The organism is Nocardia sp. NPDC051929, assembly GCF_044548645.1.
Taxonomy (GTDB): Bacteria; Actinomycetota; Actinomycetes; order Mycobacteriales; family Mycobacteriaceae; genus Nocardia; species Nocardia sichangensis.
This window is the reverse complement of sequence record NZ_JBIUCG010000009.1, coordinates 133,400-158,901: the sequence shown is the minus strand read 5'-3', so window position 1 is coordinate 158,901 and position 25,502 is coordinate 133,400. Positions and strand designations below refer to the sequence as shown.

At 69.9% G+C, this 25,502-nt stretch carries 2 protein-coding genes; both read right to left on the bottom strand.

From position 1 onward, the window contains the following. Positions 1–125: 125 nt before the first annotated feature. Positions 126–920 carry an FkbM family methyltransferase gene (locus ACIHAX_RS13775; protein ID WP_355075341.1) on the bottom strand — a complete coding sequence of 265 codons (795 nt, stop codon included), beginning with the start codon at positions 918–920 and terminating at the stop codon, positions 126–128. Further along, complete coding sequence (locus ACIHAX_RS13770; protein ID WP_397277605.1) at positions 914–25,381, bottom strand: non-ribosomal peptide synthase/polyketide synthase; 24,468 nt, start codon at positions 25,379–25,381, stop codon at positions 914–916. Before ACIHAX_RS13770 ends, ACIHAX_RS13775 begins: the two co-directional genes overlap by 7 nt. Positions 25,382–25,502 lie beyond the last annotated feature (121 nt).

The following is a 25,502-nucleotide window of genomic DNA, read 5'->3' as shown; positions in this document are numbered from 1 at the left end:
CGCGACCGTGGGATCCGGCTGTTCTCGACAGCGCGCGGGAAGGCGGCGATCCGGCACGGGAACAGCCTGGGAGAGTATCCGCAGGCTGGACCCGTGCCGAGATGGAGCAAGACGGCGCGGGACCGTCAGACGCTCTCCGGTCTGACGGCGTAGATCTCGTGCAGTTCGGTTCCGGCCAGGCTCGGGTCCTGGCGCGTTCGCGCGTACAGACCGTGTCCGCTCAACAATTCGCGGCACTGGGCCAAGCGGTCGTCCCGATCGTGCACCTCGGCGACGACGGCACGGATACGCGGCCAGTCCGCGGCGGCTATGCCGCGCAGGACATCGAGCTCCGCTCGCTCGACGTCGACCTTGAGCAAGCCGACCTCCGCGTTCCCGCCGTGCTCGTCGAGTATCGCCGAAACGGTGGTGACTTCGACCTCCATTCGCTCACCCTCGTGCAGCCCAGCGGTGATGAGAGCGATCGCCTCGTCGTTCAGGCCGCTGTTGCGCAGATAGATCTCGGTGGCCCGGTCGTCGGCCGCGCGGTCGGCGTAGAGACCCGAATTGGCCGACGCCCGTGGGTACCAGGTGAACGGCGCGCTGCCGGGCGCCGCGCCGACCGCGACCTGCAACGGCACGCCGTCCGGCACATGAGCGGCCATATTGCGCTGCAGACAGTCGAAGGTCGCCGGGGCCGGCTCGGCGGCGATCACCCGGACGCCGGGGCAGGTCTCGGCGAACATCATCGCGCTCAGCCCGATGTTCGCGCCGATGTCCAGTGCGATGTCCCCGGGACGCAGCAGCGCGGCCGCTAGCCGATAGAAGCCGTCGGTCGACATCTCGCCCCACAACATCCGCGCCTCGGCCGGACTGGTACAGGCGACCGTCCTGCCGTCCTCGAGCCGGAGTTGCTGGAGTTGATCGAGAGTCTTCAGCATGCGTTCGCGAACCTTTCGAGGATCGGGCCGATGACGGCCAGTGCGTGCGGATGGGTCAACTCGAGATGTCGTGCGTCGACGACCGTGTTGTGCAGATCGCCGGTGATGAACGGCCGCCACGTCCGCACGACGGCGTCGTGGTCCGTGCGGTCTTTTCCTGCGGTGAAGAAGATCAGATCGCCGTCGAAGACACCCGGCCGATGCTCCCTGGCGATATCGCTCGCGGTCCGGAAGCTCTCCATCACCCGATCGACCTGTTCGGCGGTGAACATCCCGGTGGCGGTCACCTGATCGCGGATCACCGCCCAGGCCTGCTCGTGGGTCTGCGCGGTCACCTCGGCGCCGAGGTCGAACAGCTCACGCCAGCCACCGAGCAGATCGGCCATCAGTTCGCTCGGCGCGGGCTCGTCCGCGGTGCCGCTCATCGCCGCGGCCAGCGCCTCGGAGTCGCCGACCGCGCTGTCCATCATGGCCAGCATGCCGACCTGCTGTCCTTCCCGCTGGAGCCGGACCGCGACGGCATGCGCGATCGCACCGCCCAGCGACCACCCCAGCAGGTGATACGGCCCGCTCGGCTGCACTCGGCGGATCTCGGCGACATAGCGTTCCGCGAGTTCGTCGACGGAACGCGCACCGGGTTCGCCCGCCACGACATGGGGATCCTGCAAGCCGTAGACCGGCCGGTCCTTGTCCAGATGTTCGACCATTCCGCCGTAGAACCACGCCAGTCCGCCCGCTGGGTGCACCGCGAACACCGCGGGCTTCGGGCCGTGCGCGCGCAGCGGCAGCAATACTTGCAGCCCCGAACCGCCCGCCGTGCCGTCGGCCCGGGCCGCCAGGGCTTGCGGCGTCGCGTCGTCGAACATCCACGGCAACTGGATCGTCACGCCGCGGCCGCGCAACTCGGTCACCACCATGGTGGCCAGCAGCGAGTTGCCGCCGAGATCGAAGAAGCCGTCCGATGCCCCGACCCGCTGGACGCCGAGGACCTGCGCGTAGACGTCGCCGATCACCTTCTCCGTGTGGGTCCTCGGAGGCACGAACGCGGTCGTCGACTCGTCGAACTCGGGGTCGGGCAGTGCTTTTCGGTCGAGCTTGCCGTTGACCGTCAACGGCAGCGCGGGCAACACCATGATCGTCGCGGGCACCATGTAGCCGGTCAGCACCTGGGCGGCGGCCTCGCGGACCTCCGCCGGATCGATCCGCTCGCCGTCGACGCCGACGACGTAGCCGATCAGCTGATCGACACCGCGATCGTGCCGGCGCACCGTGACCGCGGCCTGGGTGACGAGCGGATGGCGCAACAGCGCCGACTCCACCTCGCCGAGTTCGATGCGGAAACCACGCAACTGCACCTGCGCGTCGGCCCGGCCCGCGTACGCCAACTCCAGCCCGCTCGCGGACTTCCGCCAGCGGCCGACATCCCCGGATCGATAGAGCCGGGCGCCGTCGGGATCGAAGGGATTCGCCACGAATCGGCCCGCGGTCAGTGCCGCGGCCCCCAGATATCCCCGGGAAAGCTGCCCACCGGCCACATAGATCTCTCCGGCGACACCGATCGGCACCGGACGCAGCCGGTCGTCGAGAACGTACGCCCGCAACCCGGGCAGCGGCACACCGATCCCGGCCGAGCTCGCCTGCGTCACTTCGGAGAACGTGACGTGCACGGTCGTCTCGGTGATGCCGTACATGTTGATCAGCCGTGGCATGCCCGGCGCGTGCGCGGCGAACCAGTCGTCCAACCGCGACGCGTCCAGCGCCTCGCCACCGAAGACGATATAACGCAACGCGAGATCTCCTGCCGGACAGCCGGATTCGCGATAGCGGCGCTCCGCGTCGACGAATCCGTAGAACGCCGACGGCGTCTGGCTCAGCACGGTCACGCCCTCCCGCGCCACGACGTCCACGAACGCCTCGGGCGACCGGGAGGTGTCGTAGTCGACCACGACCACCTTGCCGCCGGACAGCAGCGCGCCCCAGATCTCCCACACCGCGAAATCGAAGGCGTAGGAATGGAACATCGTCCACACGTCGTCGGGTCCGAGGTCGAATCGCTCGGCCGCGTTGGTGAACAGGGTGACCGCTTCCCGGTGGCCGACCGTCACGCCCTTCGGGCGGCCCGTCGATCCCGACGTGTAGATCACGTAGGCTACGTTGCCCGGCCGCGCAGGCGACACCACCGAATCGAAGGCCGCCGCGTCGTCGTTCGCGCACTCCTCGATGAGCAGTACCGGCGCGGCGCACTCCGGCACCGCGGCGGACAGGTCCGCCGAGGTCAGAACCGCGGCCGGACGAGCATCGTCGAGCATGAAGCGCAATCGTTCAGGCGGATACGCCACATCCAGCGGCAGATATCCCGCACCCGCGCGCACGACGCCGAGCACGCCGACGACCAGGTCCGCCGACCGCGGCAACGCCACGGCCACCAGCGATTCCGGACCCACTCCCCGCTCCGCCAGCCGAGCGGCCACCGCGGCGGAGCGCCGATCCAGCTCCGCGTAGGTCAGTTGCGACTCGCCGTCGGTCACCGCGACCGCGTCCGGTCGCGCGACGGCCTGGACGGTGAACAGTTCCGCGAGGGTCGTGTCCGGCACCGCGACCCCGGCGACACCGGCCGCGCCGAGCAGCTCGCGACGCTGCTGCGGGCCCACGAGGTCGATGTCACCGACGGCGACCTCCGGATCGGCGGTCACCTGCTCCAGGATCCGCACGAAGGCCGCCGCGAACCGGGTCATCGTCTCCTCGACGAAGAGATCGGTGGCGTAGGTCAGGCGACCTCGGATGCCCTCCGCCTGCCCACCGGCGCCGGAGCCTTCGACGAGATTCAGGTTCAGGTCGGCCTGCGCCGGTTCGAAGCCGTTCTCGACCGGCTCGACGGTGAGGCCCGGCAGTTCCAACGCGGCATTGCTCAGGTTCTGCACATCGAGCGTCACCTGGTACAGCGGCAGATGGGCCGTGGACCTCGGTGGATTGATCGCCTCCACCACCTGCTCGAACGGCACGTCGGCATGGGCGAACGCCGCCAGATCCGTTTCCCGCGTCGCCGCGAGCAGCTCGGCGAACGACTGACGCGACGACACCCGTGACCGCAGCACGAGGGTGTTGACGAACATGCCGATCAGATCGTCGAGTTCACGCTCTCCGCGTCCGGCCACCGGAGCACCCACCGCAACATCGCCGACACCGGCCGACCGCGACAGCAAGACTGCCAGCGCGGCGTGCACGACCATGAAGACAGTCGCGTTCGCCGCGCGCGCCAGCGCGCCGATTCGTTCCCGCAACGCGGCGGAGATCTCGAAATCCACGGTCCGGCCACGCATCGACGCCACCGGCGGACGCGGCAGGTCGGTGGGCAGTTCGAGCAGTTCGGGCAGCCCGGCGAGAGTGTCCTTCCAGAAGCGCAACTGCCGGGACATGACCGAGCCCGGGTCGCGCTCGTCGCCGAGTACATCGCGCTGCCAGAGCGTGTAGTCCGCGTACTGGACCGCGAGAGCGGGCCAGATCGGTTGTGTCCCTTGTCTGCTCGCCTGGTAGGCCACCGCCACGTCTCGCGCGAGCGGCATCATGGACTGCCCGTCGGCACAGATGTGGTGCACGGCGATGACCAAGACGTGCTCGGTGGCTCCGAGCCGGAACAACGCCATGCGCAGCGGAGGCTCCTGTGTGACATCGAAGCTCGCCGAGACGGTGGCGAGCACTCGCTCCATCAGCCGATCCGCCTCGATCGGTACGGCGGTCAGCCCGATCGTGACCTCTTCGACGGGGACCGCGACCTGATGTGGCGTCCCGTCGGTCATCGGGAATCTGGTTCGCAGTGACTCGTGCCGATCGAGGACCAGCTCGCACGCGCGCCGCAACGCGTCGATGTCGAGTTCGCCCGTCAACCGGATCACCAGCGGGATGTTGTACGCGCCGACGGAGGTGTCGAGCTGGTTGAGGAACCACATCCGCTGTTGTGCCGGCGACAACGGCACCAGCCCGGAGCGGGTGCGCGGCACCAGTGGCGCGCGGACCGTCCGCTCGGAGGCGTCCAGACGGGCGGCGAGTCCGGCGACCGTGGGCGCTTCGAACAGGTCGCGAACGCCCACGCTCACTCCGAGCGCGGTACCCAACTGAGCGGTCACCCGCGTCGCCGACAACGAGTTGCCGCCGAGGTCGAAGAAGCTGTCGCCCGCCCCGACCCGGTCGATGCCGAGGACGCTTCCGAAGACGTCCGCGACTTGCCGCTCGGTCTCCGTACCCGGTGCGGTCCAGGCCCGTGCCGCCGAGAACCGCGGCGCGGGCAGTGCCAGGCGGTCGAGCTTTCCGGTTCTGGTGAGGGGGAATTCGGTGAGCACCGCGCAGATGTCGGGCACCATGTGCGCGGGCAGCCGCAGCCGCGCGGCCGCCCTGATCTCCTCCGGATCCAGGTTCTCGGCGCCGACCAGGTAGCCGACGAGTCTGCCGACGCCGCGCTCGTCTTCGCGCAGCACGACGACCGCGTGTTCCACGCCGGGTTGCGCGGCCAGCACGGCCTCGATCTCACCGAGCTCGATCCGTTGACCGCGGATCTTGACTTGGAAGTCGCGACGACCGAGGTACTCCACGGTGTGCTCCGGCGTCCAGCGAGCCAGGTCGCCGGTGCGGTACATGCGGGATCCCGGCGCACCGAACGGGTTCGCGACGAACGCGTTCGACGTCGCCACCGGGCGGTTCACGTATCCGCGGGCCAGTTGCACACCGGCGAGATACAACTCGCCGACCACGCCCACCGGCACCGGCCGCAGCCAGGCGTCCAGCACGACGGCCTCGACGCCGCTGATCGGACCACCGATCGTGACGGCCGCACCGGGATGCAGCGGGCCACCGATTCCGGCCAGGATCGTCGTTTCGGTCGGGCCGTACCCGTTCAGCAGTCGCCGGCCCGGCGACCACTGTGTGACGATCTCCGGCGTCACGGCCTCGCCACCGGCCATCAGCACCCGCAGGCGATCCAACCCCTCCGGTGGCATCGTCGACAGCACGCTCGGCGTCAGGAAGGAGTGCGAGACGCGCTGCTGCCGAATGAATTCCGCCAGTTCAGCGCCGCCGAACACTTCCGGCGGCGCCACCACGAGTACCGCGCCGTTGGTGTGGGCCAGCAGCAACTCGAGGACCACGACGTCGAAACCGGGAGCGGACGCGTGCAGTACCCGCGACCGGCTGTCCGCGCCGAAGCGGTCACGTTCCACGGCCGCGAAATTGGCCAGCCCCTCGTGGGTGACCGCGACGCCCTTGGGCGTCCCGGTCGAGCCCGAGGTGTACAGCACGTACGCGGTGTCGCGAACATGCGGCGTCCGTGTTCGATCCGTGTCGGTCACCGCGTCCGAGGACCGCGCCTCGATCGCTTTACGGGTTTCCGGATCGTCGAGTACCAGCCGCCGGACGGGCCCGGAAACCAGCTCTCGCCACGCCTCGACCGTGACCGCGACCCGCACCTGCGAGTCGGCGACCATGTGCCCGACGCGTTCGGCGGGGTTGCGCGGATCCACGGGCAGGAACGCGGCGCCCGTCTTGGTGACCGCCCACATGCCGACCACGAGTTCCACCGATCGGGCCATCGCCAACGCCACCTGCTCGCCGGGGCCGACACCCCAGTCGATCAGCTCGCGCGCGACACGGTTCGACCAGGCATCCAACTCGGCGTACGACATCGTGTGCCCGTCCGAAACGATCGCTGCCGCTTCGGGATCCACCGCGACACCGGCGGCCAACAGCTCAGCGAGAACTCGGGGCGCTGCGGCGGGTCCGCCGGTGGCGGGTACCAGGTCACGGCGCTCGGCCGCGGTCAGCAGGTCGACCGCGCCCAGCCGCGCGCCCGGATCGGTCGTGATGGCGCGCAGCACGGTCTCCAGCCGGGCGGCCAGACCGGCGGCCGTCGAGTCGTCCACGCGGGCCCGCTGGTAGCGGATCATGACGTGCAGCTGATCGGTCTGGTGCGCCTGCACCGTGATCGGATAGTGCGCTGCGTCGCTTCCGTCGGCCGCGACCACCCGCATGCCGTCGATGTCCGCGTCGCCGAGGCCGCTGCTGTCGACCGGATACGACTCGAAGACGACCAGCGTGTCGAACAGCTGGGCAGCGCCCGTGTCCGCCAGGATCCGGGACAGTTCGACGTCGTGGTGATCGAGCAGGCGGGCGTTGTCGGCCTGCAACCGCCGCAGCGCGTCCTCGACGGTCCAGGTTCGCGGGAGGTGCACGGCTACCGGGATCGTGTTGATGAACAAGCCGATCATCGATTCCACGCCGGGCAGGTCGGCGGGACGTCCCGACACCGTGCTGCCGAACACCACACGCTCGGTGCCGAGCAGGTTCCCCAGGACCACCGCCCAGGCGAACTGCACGATCGTCGACATGGTCACCGCCCGTGCCCGAGCGAATTCCACCAGTTCCGCGGTGACGGCACGATCCAGCACCACCGCCAGGTCGACCGGGATGCCGACCGTCGTGTGCGTGCGCGCGTCGGCGATCACCGTCGGTTCGGTGAAATCGCGCAGGACCTCCCGCCACACCTCGATGCCGGTCGACGGCTCGCGCCGATCCAGCCATTCCAGGTAGCCGCGGTACGACGCCGCGGCGGGCAGCAGCTCGGCCCGCGCACTCACCGCGTAGAGGCCGATCAACTCGCGCCACAGCAACGGCAACGACCAGCCGTCCAACAGCAGGTGGTGTGCCGTCAGCACCAGCCGGAAGTCCTGTGGCGCCACGGCGATCAGCAGGAACCGCAGCAGCGGAGGATCGGCGGGATCGAACGGGACCGCCCGCTCGGCCGCGATCAGCTCCTCGGGGGTCGTCGTGCCGTCGCGCAGATCGACCCGCCGCCAGCGCACGGCGGCGGCCGCCGGAATCACCTGCGCCGGAGTGCCATCGGCCGTGCGCACGAAGGCGGCTCGCAGATTCGGATGACGCTCCAGCAAGGCCGCGGCGGAGCGCTCCAGCCGATCCGCATCGACCACACCGGCGAGGGCGAGCGTCGATTGCGCGGTGTAGACGTCGAGGTCACCCGCGGCGAGTTCGGCATGGAACAGCAGTCCCGCCTGCAGCGGCGCCAGCGACCAGACATCGCCGAGCGCTCCGTAACGGTCGGCGAACCCGTCCAGGTCGGATTGTGTGACCTCGACGAGTGGAACGTCGGCGGGTGAGAAGCCCCAGTCCTCGTCCGCGAGGGCCGCGGTCGCGATCCCGGTCACCGCGCCGATCCATTCGTCGGCGAGTTCGGCCACGTCGTCGCGCTCGAACAGCCGGGACGCGTAGCCGATCCGCGCCGACAGGCGCGGTCCCGCTTCGGTGTCCACGATGTTCGCGTCGATCGTGACGGCCGCCGCCACGGGCATGTCGGGATCGAAGGCCGACCACCGGTCGAACGGCTCGTCGGTCGGAATCCACGCGAGGTCCGACAGCGTCGTGAGGTCGACGCCGACCCGGCCGAGATTGTTGAAACCGATCTGCGGCTCCGGCAGTGCCGCGAGCCGGTCGCGGGTGTCGGCGTGGAGGTAACGCAACAGGCCGTAGCCGATCCCCTTGTCCGGGATCACGCGCAACTGGTCTTTCACGGATTTCACCGCGGCACGCGGATCATCCGCATTCACCCCGCTCAGGTCGAGCGCCACGGGGTAGGTGTTGGTGAACCAGCCCACCGTGCGGGAGACATCCGCTCCCTCGGCGATCTGTTCCGCGCGGCCGTGCCCCTCCAAGAGGACTTTCACACCCGCGTGCGCGATACCGCGCCGATGGCGCCAGCGCGTCGCCGCCACGGCCAGGCCGGCCAGCAACGCGTCGTCGACGCTGCCGTGCGCGGCCTTCGGCACCGCGTCGAGCAATGCCGAAGTGACGTCCACCGGGAGGGACACCGTCAGATGCCGCACGGTCGACTGGGTGTCGACGGCGGGATCGAGCACCGCGCTGCCGAGCAGCGGATCCGGCGCCGCACCCATCCGGTGCCACAGGTCGAACTCCCCGGCACGGGCCGCGGCGGCATCGGCCAGCGCGTGCGCCCATCGGCGCATCGATGTCCCTTGCGCGGGCAATTCCACCGTCCGTCCCCGCGTGACCTGCTGCCAGGCTGTCGCGAAGTCGGGAATCAGGATTCGCCAGGACACACCGTCGACCACGAGGTGATGGACGACCACGAGCGCCCGCGCCTCGGCGTCGAGGCCCGGTTCGGGCAGCAGGCACACGACCTGCACCATCCGGCCCGCCGCCGGGTCGAGGCGGTCCGACGCCTCGGCCAGCGCCGCTTCCACCACCGCGGTGAAACCGTCAGTGCCCGGGGTCTCATCCGCGCGGAAGGTGCGGGTCAGCACCACGTCCGCGGCATCCGCGGCCTCCGGCCGCGGCACCTCCAAGCACTGGTCGCGCAGCCGCGCGCGCAGCATGTCGTGCTGTCGCAGCACCGCCCGCACCGTCGCGGTCACGTCCTCGACTCGCGCGTCGCGCGGCAAGCGCACCAGCATCGACTGAGCGAACCGAGGAGCGGCGCCGAGACGCTCGGTGAACCAGGAAACCACCGGGGTGAACGGGATCTCGCCCCCGCCGCCACCAGGCAACTCCGCGAGCGAAGACCGTTCGGCGGCCGCGGCGACCCGCGCCAGGCCACGGACGGTCTTCTGCTCGAAGATGTCCCGCGCCGTCACGACGACACCTGCCGACTTCAACCGGGAAGCCAGCTGGATCGACAGGATCGAATCGCCGCCGAGGGTGAAGAACGAGGTGGAGACACCGACCGACGCGACGCCGAGAACATCCGCGAACGCGGCCGCGACGGTGCGTTCCAGATCGGTGGACGCCGCCTCCGCATCATCTCCATCGGCGCCGAAGACCGGCTCCGGCAATGCTTTCCGATCCACCTTGCCGGTCGAGGTGATCGGCATGCGATCGAGCACGGTGAGCACCGACGGCACCATGTGCGCGGGCAATACCGACGCGACGTGTTCGAGCACGGTCTCCGGGTCGGCGACCGTCGCGGCTTCGGTCACGATGTACGCGGCCAGCACCGGGTGCCCGCCCGGCCCCGTGCGGCTGACGGTCACCGCGGCGGCCACCGCCGGATGCGTGAGCAGCGCCGCGTCGATCTCACCGAGTTCGATGCGCTGGCCACGGATCTTGATCTGGAAGTCGCTGCGGCCGACGTATTCGAGCGTGCGCCGCGTCGTCCAGCGGACGATGTCCCCGGTGCGGTACATCCGCCCGCCCGGCCTACCGTACGGATTCGCGACGAACGCACCGGCCGTCACCGCACGCCGGTTGAGATAGCCGCGCGCCAGCTGTGCACCCGACAGGTACAGCTCCCCCGCGACTCCGACCGGCACCGGGCGCAAGCGCGCGTCCAGCACCAAGGCCTCCGCGCCGCGAATCGGGCCGCCGATCGCGATCGGATCGCCCGGCAGCACCGGATCGCTCATCGTGATCACGATCGTCGTCTCGGTCGGGCCGTAGATGTTGTGCAACCGGCGACCTGGCGCCCAGGTGGCGATCAGCTCCGCGGGCACCATCTCGCCGCCGACCGCGAGCATCCGCACCGACTCGAGACCGGCGGGCGCCATGGTCGCCAGCACGCTCGGCGTCAGGAACGCGTGCGACACCCGATGCGTCCGGATCAGCGCGGCCAGATCCGGCCCGCCGAACACCTCCGGTGGCGACACGACCAACGCCGCGCACGCCGCATGCGCCATCAACGCTTCGAGCAGCACCGCGTCGAACGCGGGCGCCGCCACTTGCAGCACCCTGGACGTGCCGTCGACCCGGTAGCGTTCGGTTTGCTCGGCCGCGAAGTTCGCCAACCCGGCATGGGTGACCACGACACCCTTGGGTGTTCCGGTCGAACCGGACGTGTAGATCAGGTAGGCGGCGTCCTCGATCCGCAGCACACGCCCGCGATCGGCATCGGTCACCGCCTCGCCGGACCGCGCCGTGATCTCCTGCGCCGTGCGCGGATCGTCGAGCATCAGCCAGCGCACCGCGTCCGGCAGCTCCCCGCGTGCGGTCGCGAGCGTGAGCCCGACGCTGACGCCGGAATCGCTCACCATGTGCGCGATCCGCTCGGCGGGGTAGCGGAGATCGACCGGGACGAACGTGGCGCCGGTCTTCGCGATCGCCCACATGGCGACGTGATACTCGATCGAGCGTGGCACGGCCAGCGCCACGAACACTCCCGGCCCGACTCCCTGGGCGAGCAGGTGACGAGCGAGCCGGTTGGCCCTGACGTCCAGCTCCGCGTACGTGAGGGCTTCGCCGTCCCCGATCAGGGCCACCGCCGCCGGAGCCGATGCCACGGCCGTCGCCAGCAGATCCGGCAGCAAGCAAGGCCGCGCGTCGTCGCCGCCCCGCGCGGGCACCAAGCGTTCGGTGTCGGCGGCGCTCAACAGATCGATGTGGCCGATCGCCCGCGCCGGATGGGCGGTGACCGCCTCGAGGACGCGGACGAACCTCTCCGCCAGTGCATGCGCGGTCGACTGGACGAAAAGATCGGTGGCGTAGATGATCTCGCCGTCGATTCCGGCGGGCCGATCGCCTTCGCGCCGCTCGGTCACCAGCACGGTGAGGTCGGCTTTGGCCTGCGCGATGCCGGGGTCCATGATCTCGACGTCGATTCCGGGCAGCTCGAATCGGGCCGCTCCGGTGTTCTGCAACCCGAACATCACTTGGAACAGTGGCGAATACGCCGTCGAACGCGGGCGGCCGATGACGTCGACGAGCCGCTCGTAGGGCAGGTCGGCGTGAGCGAGCGCTTCGAGGTCGACATCGCGCACTACGGCGAGAAGCTCCCGGAACGAGCGATCCTCATCGATGCGGGTCCGCAGCACCACGGTGTTGACGAACATGCCGACGAGATCGTCGAGTTCCGGCCTGCCGCGACCGGCGACCGGCGTGCCGACCGAGATGTCGTCGCTGTGCGCGGTGCGCGCCAACAGGATCGACAGGGCCGCGTGCAGGACGACGAACACCGTGACGCCCTCGCGGTGGGCCAGCCGCACGATGTCGTCGTGCAGCCGCGCGGGCAGCTCGAACCGGACGTTGCCGCCGTCGGTCGAGAGGGTGGCGGGGCGTGGCCGGTCCGTCGGCAGGGCGAGCAGCTCCGGGGAACCGTCCAGAGCGTCGGTCCAGTAATCGATCTGCCGCGCGATCAGCGACGCCGGATCGTCCTCGGAGCCGAGCAGCTCCTGTTGCCACATCGCGTAGTCGGCGTACTGGACCACCGGCGATTCCCACCGGGGCGGGTGGCCGCCCACCCGCGCCCGGTACGCGGCGAATACGTCGCGGGCGAGCGGAGGCATCGACGCCCCGTCGGCGGCGATGTGATGGACCACCACCACCAGCACGTGTTCCCGCGTCGCGGTGCGATACAACCGTGCCCGCACAGGTACCGATTCGGCGATGTCGAATCCCGCCTCGACCGCGTTCCGCATGCGGTCGGCGAGTTCCGTCTCGCCGACGACCGGCTCCGGTTCGAAGGCCATGTCCGCGGCTATCGTCGCGATCTCCCGCACCACCTGGCAGGGCTCGCCGTCGACGAGCGGATACACCGTCCGCAAGGGCTCGTGCTTGGTCACCACATCGAGGAACGCGGCACGCAGTGCCTCGGTGTCCAGCGGCCCGGTCAGGCGGGCCGCGAAGCAGATGTTGTAGGCCGCCGAGGAGGTGTCGAACTGGTTGAGGAACCAGATCCGCCGCTGCGCCGCCGCCAACGGGACCGCGCCGGTGCGTGGCCGCGCGGTCAGCGCAACAGCAGTAGATCTGGTCCGCGCCGAGATCCGCTCCGCCAGCGCGGCGATGGTCGCCGCATCGAAGACGTCCTTGATACCGACATCGACGCCGACGACCGCCTGGGCCCGCGCCGCGAGCTGAGCGGCCGACAGCGAGTTGACACCGATCTCGAAGAGATTCGCGGTCACGCTCACCCGTTCCGCGCCGGTGAGTTCGGCGACCAGACGCGCCAGCACCACCTCGCCGTCGGTGCGCGGCGAGACGAAGTCCGCCCCGTCGTCGAACACCGGCCGCGGCAGCGCCGACCGGTCGAGCTTGCCGTTGGCGGTGAGCGGCATCGCGTCGAGCACCTGCACGACGTCCGGAACCAAGTAGGACGGCAGCGTCCGGGTCAGCTCTTCGCGGATCGCGCGGCCGTCGGTGACCGCGCCCGGCGCCAACGTCACGTAACCGACGATGCGCTCCGTCGTCACGATGGCCACGGCACGCACTACCTGCCCGCAGGCGCGCAGCGCGGCTTCGATGTCACCGGGCTCCACCCGCTGACCGCGCACCTTCACCTGGAAGTCGCCGCGCCCCAGGTATTCCAGCTCGCCGGTCTTGCGCCACCGGACCAGGTCACCGGTCCGGTACAGCCGCTGTCCCGCAACGCCGAACGGGTTGGCGACGAAGGCGCCGCAGGTGAGATCGGCGCGCGCGTGGTATCCGCGCGCCAATTGGACACCCGAGACGTACAGCTCCCCGACGACCCCGACGGGCACCGGCCGCAGCCGCGAATCCAGCACGTAGACCTTCATGCCGCCGGCGGGCGCTCCGATCGGCACCGCCGCGACGGCCGACGCACCCGGCGCGCACGGCTGCGCGGTGACCACCTCCGCCTCCGCGGGCCCGTACCAGTTCACCAGCTCCGCGTGCGTGAAGACGTGCGCCGCGGCGTCGACCGTGCGCTGCGCCAGCGCCTCACCCGCGACGAACACCCGCCGGATCGAGGGCAGTTCCGCGACCCCGGCCGATTCCAGCAGGACATCGAGCATCGACGGGACGAAGTGCACGGTGGTGATCTCGTGCCGTGCGATGACCTTCGCCAGGTGAACGGGATCGCGATGTCCGCCCGGTTCGGCCACGACGATGTGCGCGCCGGTCTGCAACGGCCAGAACAATTCCCACACGGCGATGTCGAACGTGATCGGCGTCTTGTGCAGCACCGCGTCGGACGTTCCGTGCGGCCACCGCTGCTGGGCCCACGCCAGCTGGCTCACGGTGGCGGCATGGGTCAGCGCCACGCCCTTGGGCACCCCGGTGGACCCGGAGGTGAACAGCACATAAGCCAGATGGTTCGGCCGCAGCGGTGTGCGGCGCTCCGCGTCCGTGATCCGAGCGCCGGACAGACCGGTCACGTCCAGCCGGTCGATCCGCGCGTACTCGAATCCGTCGGGCAGGCCCTGGCCGTCGTCCGCGGTCGTGAGCACCAGCAGAGGATCGGCCGCGCCGAGGACGTGCGCGATCCGCGCGCTCGGGTGATCCGGGTCGATGGGCAGGAACGCGGCGCCCGCCTTCACGACCGCGTACAGTGCCGTGACCAGCTCGGCCGATCGGCGGACGGCCACCGCCACGATCGTCTCCGGCCCGGCACCGCGCCCGATGAGCCAGCGAGCCAGCCGGTTGACGCGTGCGTCGAAATCCCGGTAGGTCGACGTACTTCCGTCCGGAAGCCGCAGCGCCGTGGCGTCCGGGGTGCGCGCGACCTGTTCGTCGAAGACGTCGACGAGCGTCCGGCCCGGTGCGGCGGAGCCACCGGTGTCGTTCCACCGCTCCAGCACTCGGGACCGCTCCGCCTCGTCGAGCAGGCCGATCTCTCCGACGGTGGTCTCGGCATCGCGGGCCGCGGCGTCGAGGACCTGGACGAACCGGTCGGCGAAGCCGCGCACCGTGTCCTCGTCGAACAGATCCGTGGCGTAGGTCAGGCGCAACGTCATGCCGGTCGGCTCGTTGTGCGTGCCGTGGCCTTCGCTGATCATCAGCAACAGGTCGTAGATCGCCGCGCTGTCGCAGGGATCCACATTCTCCACGGTGAGTCCCGGCAGTTCGACGCGAGCCCGGGTCATGTTCTGGTAGGCCAGCAGCACTTGGAACAACGGCGTATGCGCGGTCGATCGCACCGGGTTCAGCGCGTCCACCAGTTGCTCGAACGGCACGGTGGCGTGATCGAACGCCTCGATGTCGGTGCGCCGCACCTGGTCCAGCAGACTCGCGAACGTCTGGTCGAGCGTGACCCGCGACCGCAGCACCAAGGTGTTGACGAACATGCCGACCAGGTGGTCCAGCGACCGGTCGCCCCGGCCCGCGTGCGGCACACCGACAGTGACGTCGTCGCTGCCGGACAGTCGCGACAGCAGCACCGCCAGGGCCGCGTGCACCACCATGAACGTGGTGGCACCGGAGCGCCGTGCCAGCGATTCCACCCGACCTTGCAGTTCACCGGGTATGGCGACCTGGAGCACCGCCCCGCGCTGGGATTGCTCGATCGGCCTCGGCCGGTCGGTCGGCAATTCGAGCAGCTCCGGTACGCCCGCGAGTTGCGTTCGCCAGTAAGCGATGTCGCGGGCTACCGGCGAGTCCTGGTCGTCCGCGAAACCGAGGACCGCTCGCTGCCACAAGGCGTAGTCGGCGAACTGCACCGGCAGCGGCGCCCAATCCGGCGCGGTACCGCCGGAGCGCGCTCGGTACGCCGTCACCAGGTCGGCCGCCAGCGGGGCCACCGAGAAGCCGTCACAACTGATGTGGTGCGCGGCCAGCGCGAGCGTCCACGCCTCGTCGGACAATTGGTACAGCGCCACCCGCAGCGGCGCACCCTCGGCCACGTCGAATCCGGTGCCGCAGAATTCGGCCAGCCGGTGCGGCAGTTCCCGCTCACCGACGGCCTGCGGGGTGAGATCGCAGGTCGCGAGCACGTCTTCGGCGTTCAGCACGACCTGGGTGGGCGTGCCGTCGACCGCGGGATACATCGTGCGCAAGCTCTCGTGCCGCTCGAGCACATCGCCGACAGCGGCCGTCAACGCGGCCGGATCGAGCGCGCCTTCCAGCCGGATCGCCAGTGGCACGACATATCCGGGCGCGGCGGGGTCGTACTGGTTGAGGAACCACATCCGGGTCTGCGCGTGCGACAGCGGGATACGGTTCGGCCGCGTGACCCGCGTCGGCGCGGGCAGACTCGGGACCGCGCGCAACTGGGCGATGCGCTCGGCCAGCCCCGACACGGTCGGCGCCTCGAAGATCGCGCGCACCGGAATGGTCACGTCCACGACGTCCCCGATCCGGCTCAGCGCGCGCGTGGCGACCAGCGAGTTGCCGCCCAACTCGAAGAAATCGTCGTCCGCGCCGATTTCGGGGCGGTCGAACAGTTCCGCGAAGACCGCGGCGATCGCTTGTTCGATCAGACCTCGCGGCGCCCGGAACTCGGTGTCCTGGGCGCTCGGGTCCGGCTCGGGCAACGCTCGATACTCCACCTTGCCGTTGGCATTGAGGGGAATCGAGTCGATCCGGGTCACCGACGACGGCACCATATAGGCGGGCAGCCGGTCCAGCAGCGAATTCCGGACCTGCCGGGCGTCGAGCGCGCCATCCGCGACGACGTAGGCCACCAGCCGCTGCTCGCCGCCGTCGCCGCGTACCTGCGCGACGGCCGCGCGCACCTGCTCGTGCGCGAGCAGCGCCGCTTCGATGTCGCCGAGTTCGATCCGCAGGCCGCGCACCTTCACCTGCGTGTCGGCGCGGCCGATATAGCGCAGGTTGCCGTCGCCGTCCCAGCGCACGAGGTCACCGGTGCGGTAGAGACGCGCGCCGTCCGCGGCGCCGGAGGGGTCGGCGACGAACGTCGCGGCCGTCAGGTCCGGGCGTTCGTGATACCCGCGGGCAAGCTGCACGCCGCCCAGGTACAGCTCGCCGGTGACGCCGACCGGCACGGGATGCAGCCGCGAGTCCAGCACGTGCACCGTGACATTCGCCTCGGGCACGCCGATCGGCAAGGTCGCGCCTTCGACCACGTCGATCCGGTGCGCGGTGACGCTGACCGCCGCTTCCGTCGGGCCGTACAGGTTGTCGATGCGGGCGTCGCTGAAATCCCGGAAGCGGCGCGCGATCTCTGCGGACAACGCCTCACCGATGCACAGTACGCGCCGCAGGTCCGGGAACTGATCCGGAGTTGCCACCTCGAGGAACGCCGCGAGCAGCGACGGGACGAAATCCACCGTGGTCACGTGATACTCGGCCATCAGCCGGGCGATCTCGCGCGGATCGCCGTGCGCGTCGGGACCGGCGACCACCAAGGCAGCGCCGCAGGTCGGCGCGGAGAACAGCTCCCAGACGGAGAGGTCGAACGTCACCGGGGTGCGCAGCAGCATGACGTCGCCGCCACCGAGCCGGTAGTGATCGCGCATCCAGCGCAGCTGATTCACCACCGCGGCGTGCGGAACCGCCACGCCCTTGGGCACACCCGTCGAACCGGAGGTGTAGATGACGTAGGCCAGATCGTCCGGGCGCAGCGGCCGGATCCGATCGGCATCGGTCAGCGCCGACGCGTCCAGGCGCTCGGCCTCCAGCTCGCCGAGCGTCCAGACCGGCACGTCGCCGGGCAGACTCGCCCGGTCGGGCGTACGGGTGAGAATCGCGGCGGGACGCGCGGCGGAGAGGACGGAGCTCACCCGGTCGGCCGGATGGTCCGGGTCCAGTGGCAAGTAGGCCGCTCCCGCCGCGTGGATGGCGTACAGCGTGGCCAGCAGGTCCACCGAGCGGCGCATCGCCACCGCCACAATGGTCTCCGGTCCGATGCCGCGCCGGATCAGCGCGCGGGCCAGCGAATTCACCCGTGCCCCGAATTCCCGGTAGTCGAGCCGGGCACCACCGGCGGCGTCGAGCACCGCCGGGTGTTCCGGCGTCGCGGCCACCTGTGCGGCGAACAGGTCCGCGATCGTCGCTGACGGAGCCTGCGTCCGCACGCCGCTCGACCGGGCCGCGATCCGGTGCGCCTCTTCGGCGGTCAGCAGATCCATGTCGCCGATGGCGCGGGTGGGGTCACCGACGATCGCGCGCAGCAACAGCAGATAGCGGTCGAACATCGACTCGACCGTCGACTCGTCGAAAAGATCCGTCGCGTAGCCGAATTCGACCGCCATGTCCCCCGGCTCGCCATCCGCCGCCAAGGCGTCGACCAGATTCAGGTGCAGGTCGTACTTCGCCACGCTCGGATCGGCCATCCGCGCCGAGACCGTCAGGCCCTCGAACCGCACCGTGGGGATCTCGATGTTCTGGAACGAGAAGCCCACCTGCGTCAACGGCGCGTGTGCCGTCGAGCGCGGCGGATTCAGCACCTCGACCAGACGCTCGAACGGGATGTCGGCGTTCTCGAAGGCGGCCAGGTCGGTGGCCCGGACCTGGTCCAGGATCCGGACGAAGGACGCGCCGGGTTCGATGTACGTCCGCAACACCAGCGTGTTGACGAACATCCCGACCAGGCCGTCCAATCCCGGCTCGCCACGACCGGCGATCGGTGTGCCGACCGCGATGTCCCCGGTACCGGACAACCGCGCCAGCAGTGCCGCGTAGGCCGCGTGCATCACCATGAAGACCGTCGCGTCGTGGCTGCGGGCCAGCGCGATCACCTCGCGATGCAGATCCGCGGGAAGGGTGGCCGAGACCGTCGCGCCCCGGAACGACTGCTTCGCGGGCCGCGTACGGTCGGTGGGCAGATCCAGTACCTCGGGCAGATCGGCGAGAGCCGCGATCCAGTACCGGGTCTGGGCGACGGTCGGACTGTGCGGATCGTCCTCGCTGCCGAGCAGCTTCCGTTGCCACAGCGCGTAATCCGCGTACTGCACCGGCAACGGGGCCCACTGCGGCGCTTCGTTCCCGACCCGGGCACGGTAAGCGGCCATCAGGTCCGCGGCCAGCGGCGCGAGCGAGGACCCGTCGAAGCTGATGTGATGGACCACGAGCACCAAGGCATGCTCGTCGGCCGCGCTGCGCAACAACGCGACCCGGAACGGAACCTCGGTGGTGACGTCGAAGCCCACAGCGACCTCGGCGGCGACGCGCGCCTCGACCGCACCGTCCGCGACCGCCACCGGCGTCAGCGGCGGCAGCGCCGTCGGCACCGACACGATCATCTGGTGCGGCCCGCTGTCGCTGTCGGGGTACACCGTGCGCAGCGCCTCGTGCCGTTCGAGCACATCCGCGATCGCCGCGTGCATCGCGGCCACGTCGAGGTCTCCCGACATCCGCACGACCAGCGGGATGTTGTACACCGGTGAGCTCGTGTCGAACTGGTTGAGAAACCACATCCTGGCCTGGGCGGGTGAGAGCGGGATCCGGTCCGGGCGCTCCTGCGGCACCAGCGGCGCCCTGGTCGCCGCGTCGGCACTGCGCAGGCGCTCCGCCAGCGCCCCGATGGTCGGCGTCTCGAAGATCGCGCGCAGCGGCACCTCGACGCCGAACGCACCGCTGAGCTGCGCGGCCGCGCGGGTGGCCGACAGCGAGTTGCCGCCGAGATCGAAGAAACCGTCGAGCACGCCGACGCGTTCGACGCCCAGCACGCCCGCGCAGATGTCGGCCACGATCTGCTCGGTGGCGTTGCGCGGCGCGACGAACTCCACGGCGGGGGCGAATTCCGGTTCCGGCAGGGCGGCGCGATCGACTTTGCCCACCGACGACAGTGGGAGCGTGTCGAGCACCATGACCGTGTCCGGCACCATGTGCGACGGCAGGCGTTGCGCGGCATACCTGGTCAGTTCCGCGGTATCGACCACGCCGTCGGCGGGCACCACGTACGCCGCCAGGCGCGACCCGGTCTCGGCGTGCACGCCCACCACGACGGCTGCCGCGACGGTGGGGTGCCCGGCGAGGACGGCTTCGATCTCGCCCGGTTCGATGCGCTGTCCGCGGATCTTGACCTGGAAGTCGGTGCGCCCCAGGTACTCCAAGGTGTGGTCGGCGGTCCAGCGCGCCAGGTCACCGGTGCCGTACATGCGGGTGCCCGCGGGACCGTACGGGTTGGCGACGAACGTGGCGGCGGTCGAGGCGGGACGATTGAGGTACCCGCGCGACAGCTGCACGCCCGAGACGTACAGCTGTCCGGTCACCCCGACCGGGACGGGCCGCAACCGCTCGTCGAGAACCACCGCGTCGACGCCGCGGATCGGGCCGCCGATGGTCACCGGGTCGCCGACGCACAGCGGATCGCTGATCGCCACCATGATCGTGGTCTCGGTCGGCCCGTACCCGTTGTGCAGCCGACGCCCCGGCGCCCATACCGAAACCGTCTCGGCCGATACCGCTTCTCCGCCCGCCACCAGCACCCGCAGCGAATCGAGTCCGGCGGGCGACATCGTCGCCAGCACGCTGGGCGTCACGAACGCGTGCGAGACCTCTTGTGCGCGAATCAATTCCGCCAGCTGCGCCCCGGCGAACACCTCCGGCGGCGAGACGACCAGCACCGCGCCGTTGGCGTGCGCCATGAGCAACTCGAGCATCACCGCGTCGAAGCCGGGCGCCGCCACCTGCAACACGCGTGACCTGCGATCCACCCGATACCGCTCGCGCTGCTCGATCGCGAAATTCGCCAAGCCCTCGTGAGTGACCGCCACGCCTTTCGGCCTGCCGGTCGAGCCCGAGGTGTACACCACGTAGGCCGCGTCGGCCACACGGCAGGCCCGCACCCGTTCCGCGTCGGTCACCACAGCCGGGGACTGCGCCGCGAGGAACGCCTCGGTGCCAGGATGGTCGAGAACCAATTGCCGCACGTGACCGGGAAGCATGCCGCACGACGCCTCGACGGTGAGCCCGACCTCGATATTCGCGTCCGCGACCAGGTGCGCGACCCGCTCGCTCGGATAGCGCGGATCGACCGGCACGAACGCGGCGCCTGCCCGCGCCACCGCCCACACACCGACCACGAACTCGACCGACCGCCCCATGGCCAGCGCGACCTGATCCCCCGGCCCCACCCCCCAGTCGATCAGGACCCGTGCGAGACGATTCGACCAGTCGTCCAACTCCCCGTAGGAGAGCACGCGATCCCCCGCCACCACGGCAGGCGCGGTGCGTTCACCCACCAGCAACACATCCGCCAGCACCCGGGGCGGCTCGGCACGACCACCGGAGGCAGGGACCAATCCCAGACGCTCGACTCCCGACAACAAATCCACGTCGCCGACTCGGGCCCGTGGATTCGCCACGAACGCGTCGAGCACCCGATTCAGTCGTTCGGCGAGCTCTTCGACGGTCTCCCGATCGAACAGGTCTGTCGCGTAGTTGACGCGCAGCGCGACATCGCCGCCCGCGGCGGTGTTCTCGGCGACGGTGACGATGATGTCCACCTTCGCCGGTTCGGCGCCGGGGTCCAGCAGCTCGACGGTGAGCTCGGACAGCTCCAAGTTCGCCCGGTCCATGTTCTCGAACGCGAGATACACCTGGCACAGCGGCGCGTACGCCGGGGACCGCTTCGGATGCAGTTCGTCCACGACACGTTCGTAGGGCAGGTCGCTGTTGGCGAAGGCGTCGACGTCGATGCCCTTGACCCGTGTGAGGAACTCGGTGAACGACTCCTCGGCGGACACCTCGGTACGCAATGGCACGGTGTTGACGAACATGCCGATGAGCGGCTCGAGCGCGCGTTCGCCGCGACCGGCGACCGGCGTGCCGATGGTGATGTCCGCCGAGCCCGACATCCGCGCCAGCAGCACGGCCAGGGCGGCGTGGACGACCATGAACGTCGTGACGTTGGCCGCGCGCGCCAGCCGCTCGATTCCGGCGAAGGTCTCCGCGGGGATCACCGTGTCCGCGACGTCGCCGCGCATGGTCCGGCGGGCCGGACGCGGCCGGTCGGCCGGCAGCTCCAGGACCGGCGGCATCCCCGCCAAACGCTGCGACCAGTACCGCAATTGGCGGGCCGCCCGGGAATCCGGGTCGTCCGGGTCGCCGAGCAGGCTGCGATGCCAGACGCTGTAGTCGGCGTACTGGACGCTCAGCGGTTCCCAGTCCGGGATCTTCTTCTGCGCCCTCGCCTCGTAGGCGACGGCGACATCCGCCGCGAGGGGCCGCAGCGACGATCCGTCGCAGCAGATGTGGTGCAGGACCACCGCCAGGACATGCCGCGTGCGGTCGGCGGTCGCGAGCAGCGCCACCCGGATCGGAGCGCGTTCGCGCAGATCGGTCCCGACCGAAACCAGGTCGCGGATTCGGCCCTCGATCTCGTCCGGGTCGGTCGGCCGCGGCGTCAGGTCGAGCCCAGCGACAACCTCGTCGGCAGGCAGAATTACTTGTGTCCCTTCGCCGTTCACCGCGGGGTAGACGGTGCGCAGCGATTCGTGCCGATCGATCACGTCGGTCAGCGCGGCACGCAGCGCCGCCGCGTCGAGACGTCCGGTGAGCTGGACGATCAGCGGAATGTTGTAGGCGGCCGAGGTAGGGTCGGTCTGGTTGACCAGCCACATCCTGTTCTGCGCCGGCGCGAGCGGAATGGGATCGGGTCTGCCCGCCGCCCGCAGCACGGGCCTGCCGGAACGGTGTCCGTCCTCGATGTGCGCGGCGAGTTCCGCGATGGTCTGCTTGACGAACAGGTCGCGCACCGACACATCGCACCGGGTCGCTTCCGCGATACGCACCGCCGCGCTGGTCGCGGTGATCGAGTTGCCGCCGAGGTCGAAGAAGCTGTCGAACACGCCCACCCGGTCGGTGCCGAGCACCTCGGCGAAGACGTCCGCGATCGACTCCTCGACGACCGTGCGGGGAGCGACGTAGGCCGCGGCCGAATCGAACACCGGCTCGGGCAGTGCCCGGTGATCAACTTTGCCGTTCACGGTCAGCGGCACCGCGTCGATCACGACGACGCTCGACGGCACCATGTACTCCGGCAGCATCCCGCCGACGTGGGTGCGCAAGTCGTCCGGCTCGCAGGTGGCGCCGACGGCGGGTACGACGTACCCGACCAGCCGGGCAGCCTCCGTGCCGGGCAGATGCACCACGACGACCGCCGCGGCGACGCTGTCGTGGGCCAGCAGGGCGTTGCGGATCTCGTCCAGCTCGATCCGGAACCCGCGCAACTGCACCTGCTGGTCGGCGCGGCCGCGATACTCCAGTTCGCCCCGGTGATTCCAGCGCGCCACGTCGCCGCTGCGGTAGAGACGCCTGCCCGCACCGCCGAAGGGGTCGGCGACGAAACGTCCCGCGCTCAACGCCGGTCGGTTGAGATAGCCGCGAGCCAGCTGCGTTCCCGCGACGTAGATCTCGCCCCATGCGCCGAGCGGGCACGGACGCAACCGCTCGTCCAGGACATAGGTTCGCAGGCCTGGCAATGCCGGGCCGACCGTGCTCGGCGCGCCCGGGACCGCGACGTCCGGCGTGAGGGCGGTGTAGGTGACGAAGACGGTGGTCTCGGTGATGCCGTAACTGTTGGCCAGCACCGGCAGGTCCGGGTTGTGCTCGTACCAGTCGGCCAGCCCGGCGGGATCGAGAGCTTCGCCGGACAAGACGACCAGCCGCAGCGACAGTTCGCCTTCCGGCTCTCCCGCGTGCGCGTACCGCTGGCGCGCGGCCGCGAACTGATAGAACGCCGACGGCGTCTGGCTGAAGACGGTGACCTTCTCCCGCGCCGCCAGGCGCACCACGTCGTCCGGCGAACGGGTGGTGAGGCTGTCCACGACCACGATCCGGCCGCCGGTGACCAGCGCGCCGAAGATCTCCCAGACCGAGTAGTCGAAGGCGAAGGAGTGGAACAGCGTCCAGACGTCGTCGGATCGAATCCCGATCTCCGCGCACGAGTTCACCAGGTAGGTGGACACGGCACGGTGCGTGATCGATACGCCCTTCGGTCGGCCGGTCGACCCGGAGGTGTAGATGACATAGGCGAGGTGATCGGGAAGCAACGGGCCGGTCCGATCGGCATCGGTGATCGGGTCGGCGGCCTGCTCCGCGGCGAGAACGTCGTCGAACAGCACGACGCGGCCGGGATCGCCCGGCACGTGCTCGCGCATGCCCCGCGTGGTCACCACGGCGATCGGGTTCGCGTCGTCCAGTACGTATTCGAGCCGCTCGGCCGGATGGGCGGTGTCCAGCGGAAGGTACCCCGCGCCCGATTTCAGCACGCCGAGCACGGCGACGATCAGGTCGGCGTCGCGTGGCATCGCGATGGCCGCCAGTGCTTCCGGTCCCGCGCCGAGTGCGATGAGCCCGCGGGCGAACCGGGTGGATCGTTCGTCGAGCTCGCGGTAGGTGAGAGTGGTCGCCTCGGACGTCACGGCCACCGCGGACGGAGTCGCCGCCGCTTGCCGGGTCAGCAGATCCACCAGTGTGGCCGAAGGGGATTCACCGTCGCGACCGGCGAGTTCCTCGACTATGCGCAATTCCTCGGCGGGGCCGACCAGCTGGATGTCACCGATGCGGGTGTCCAGGGACGAGTCCATCATCCGCTGCAGGAAATCCAGGAACCGGTCGGCGTGCGACTCGAGTTCGTTCTGCCCGTAGAGGTTCGGATTGCCGTGCAACTCGATGAGCAGCGGCGCGTCCGCGCCCGAGCGGTACAGGTTGAGCTGCAGATCGTCGAGCGCGCCCGAGGTCAGCGCGCGGTAGCGGCCGACGGCCGAGCCGAGGCGAATCTCCGAGTCGAAGAACAAGATGTTCACGATCGGGCCGAACGAGTTCGCCGACGAATCGATCGCGGCCGAGTCGCGGCGCAGATCCTCGAACCGGTACAGCTGGTGGCGCATGGCCGAGACGAGCTCCGACACCGAGGCGCGGACCAGCTCCTCCACGGTGGTCGAATGGCGCACGGCGAAACGAATCGGCACCATGTTGGCCAACATCGCGGCGGAGTTGCGCAGGCGCTTGGTCACCCGGGCGGTCACCGGAAGCGACAGCGCGACATCCTCGGTGCCGGTCATCCGGGCGAGAAACGCCGCGAACGCCGCTATCACCACCTGCGCGGCGGATGCGTTCACCTCATCGGCGAAGCGGTCGAGCCGGTCGGACAGGTGCGCCGGGAGCTGCAGGCCTGCGACGCGGTCCACCTTGCCGGAACGTGCCGTTCGGCCGGACAGGCTCACCGGTGTCGGCAGATCGGAAACCTTGGCCAGCCAATACTTTTTGTCCGCCTGGTACCGCGAGCCGGCTCGATAGACGCGCTCCGCTTCGACGATGTCGTGCAGACTCGCCGCGTCCAGCCGCGTCGGTGGCCTGCCTTCCAGCTGCGCGTTGTAGTGCTCGGCCATTCGGGTGAGACTGTTGAAGGCGCCGTACCCGTCGACCACCAGATGATGCGCGCGGCCGTACCAGAAGTAGTGGTCCTCGCCGACCCGGATCAGCCTGGTCCGGGTGAGCCGGTCGCGACTGAGATCGACCGCCTTCGTGTTGTAGTCGCGGCGCATCCACTCCATCGCCGCCGCGACCGGATCCTCCGCATCGCTGAAATCCAGCACCGGCTCGTCGTAGATGATGCCGCGGTCCACGAATTGATAAGGGCGTCCGTCGGATTCGATCACCCGCACCACGAGGGACTCGGTTTCGTGACCGCCGTCGTTCACCGCGCGGGTGAACGCGTCGTGGTCCACCGGGCCATCGATCTCGACGTAGTGTGCGATGTTGACAGCCGGTCCACCGGGCACATGATCCGCGAGCCACATGCCGTACTGCGCGCTCGAGAGCGGAATCAATCCCGGTTCGCCATCGGCGGTTCCGTCTGACTTCAGATGCATCGCATGACCCCTTATTCCTACCCGGACGCGCGAAGGCATGGCGGAACCACGCAGGCTCACCGCGTCCGAAATCTGGCTTACATATGCACTTGGTCTACTGAGAAGCGGCGTACCCCTGCTG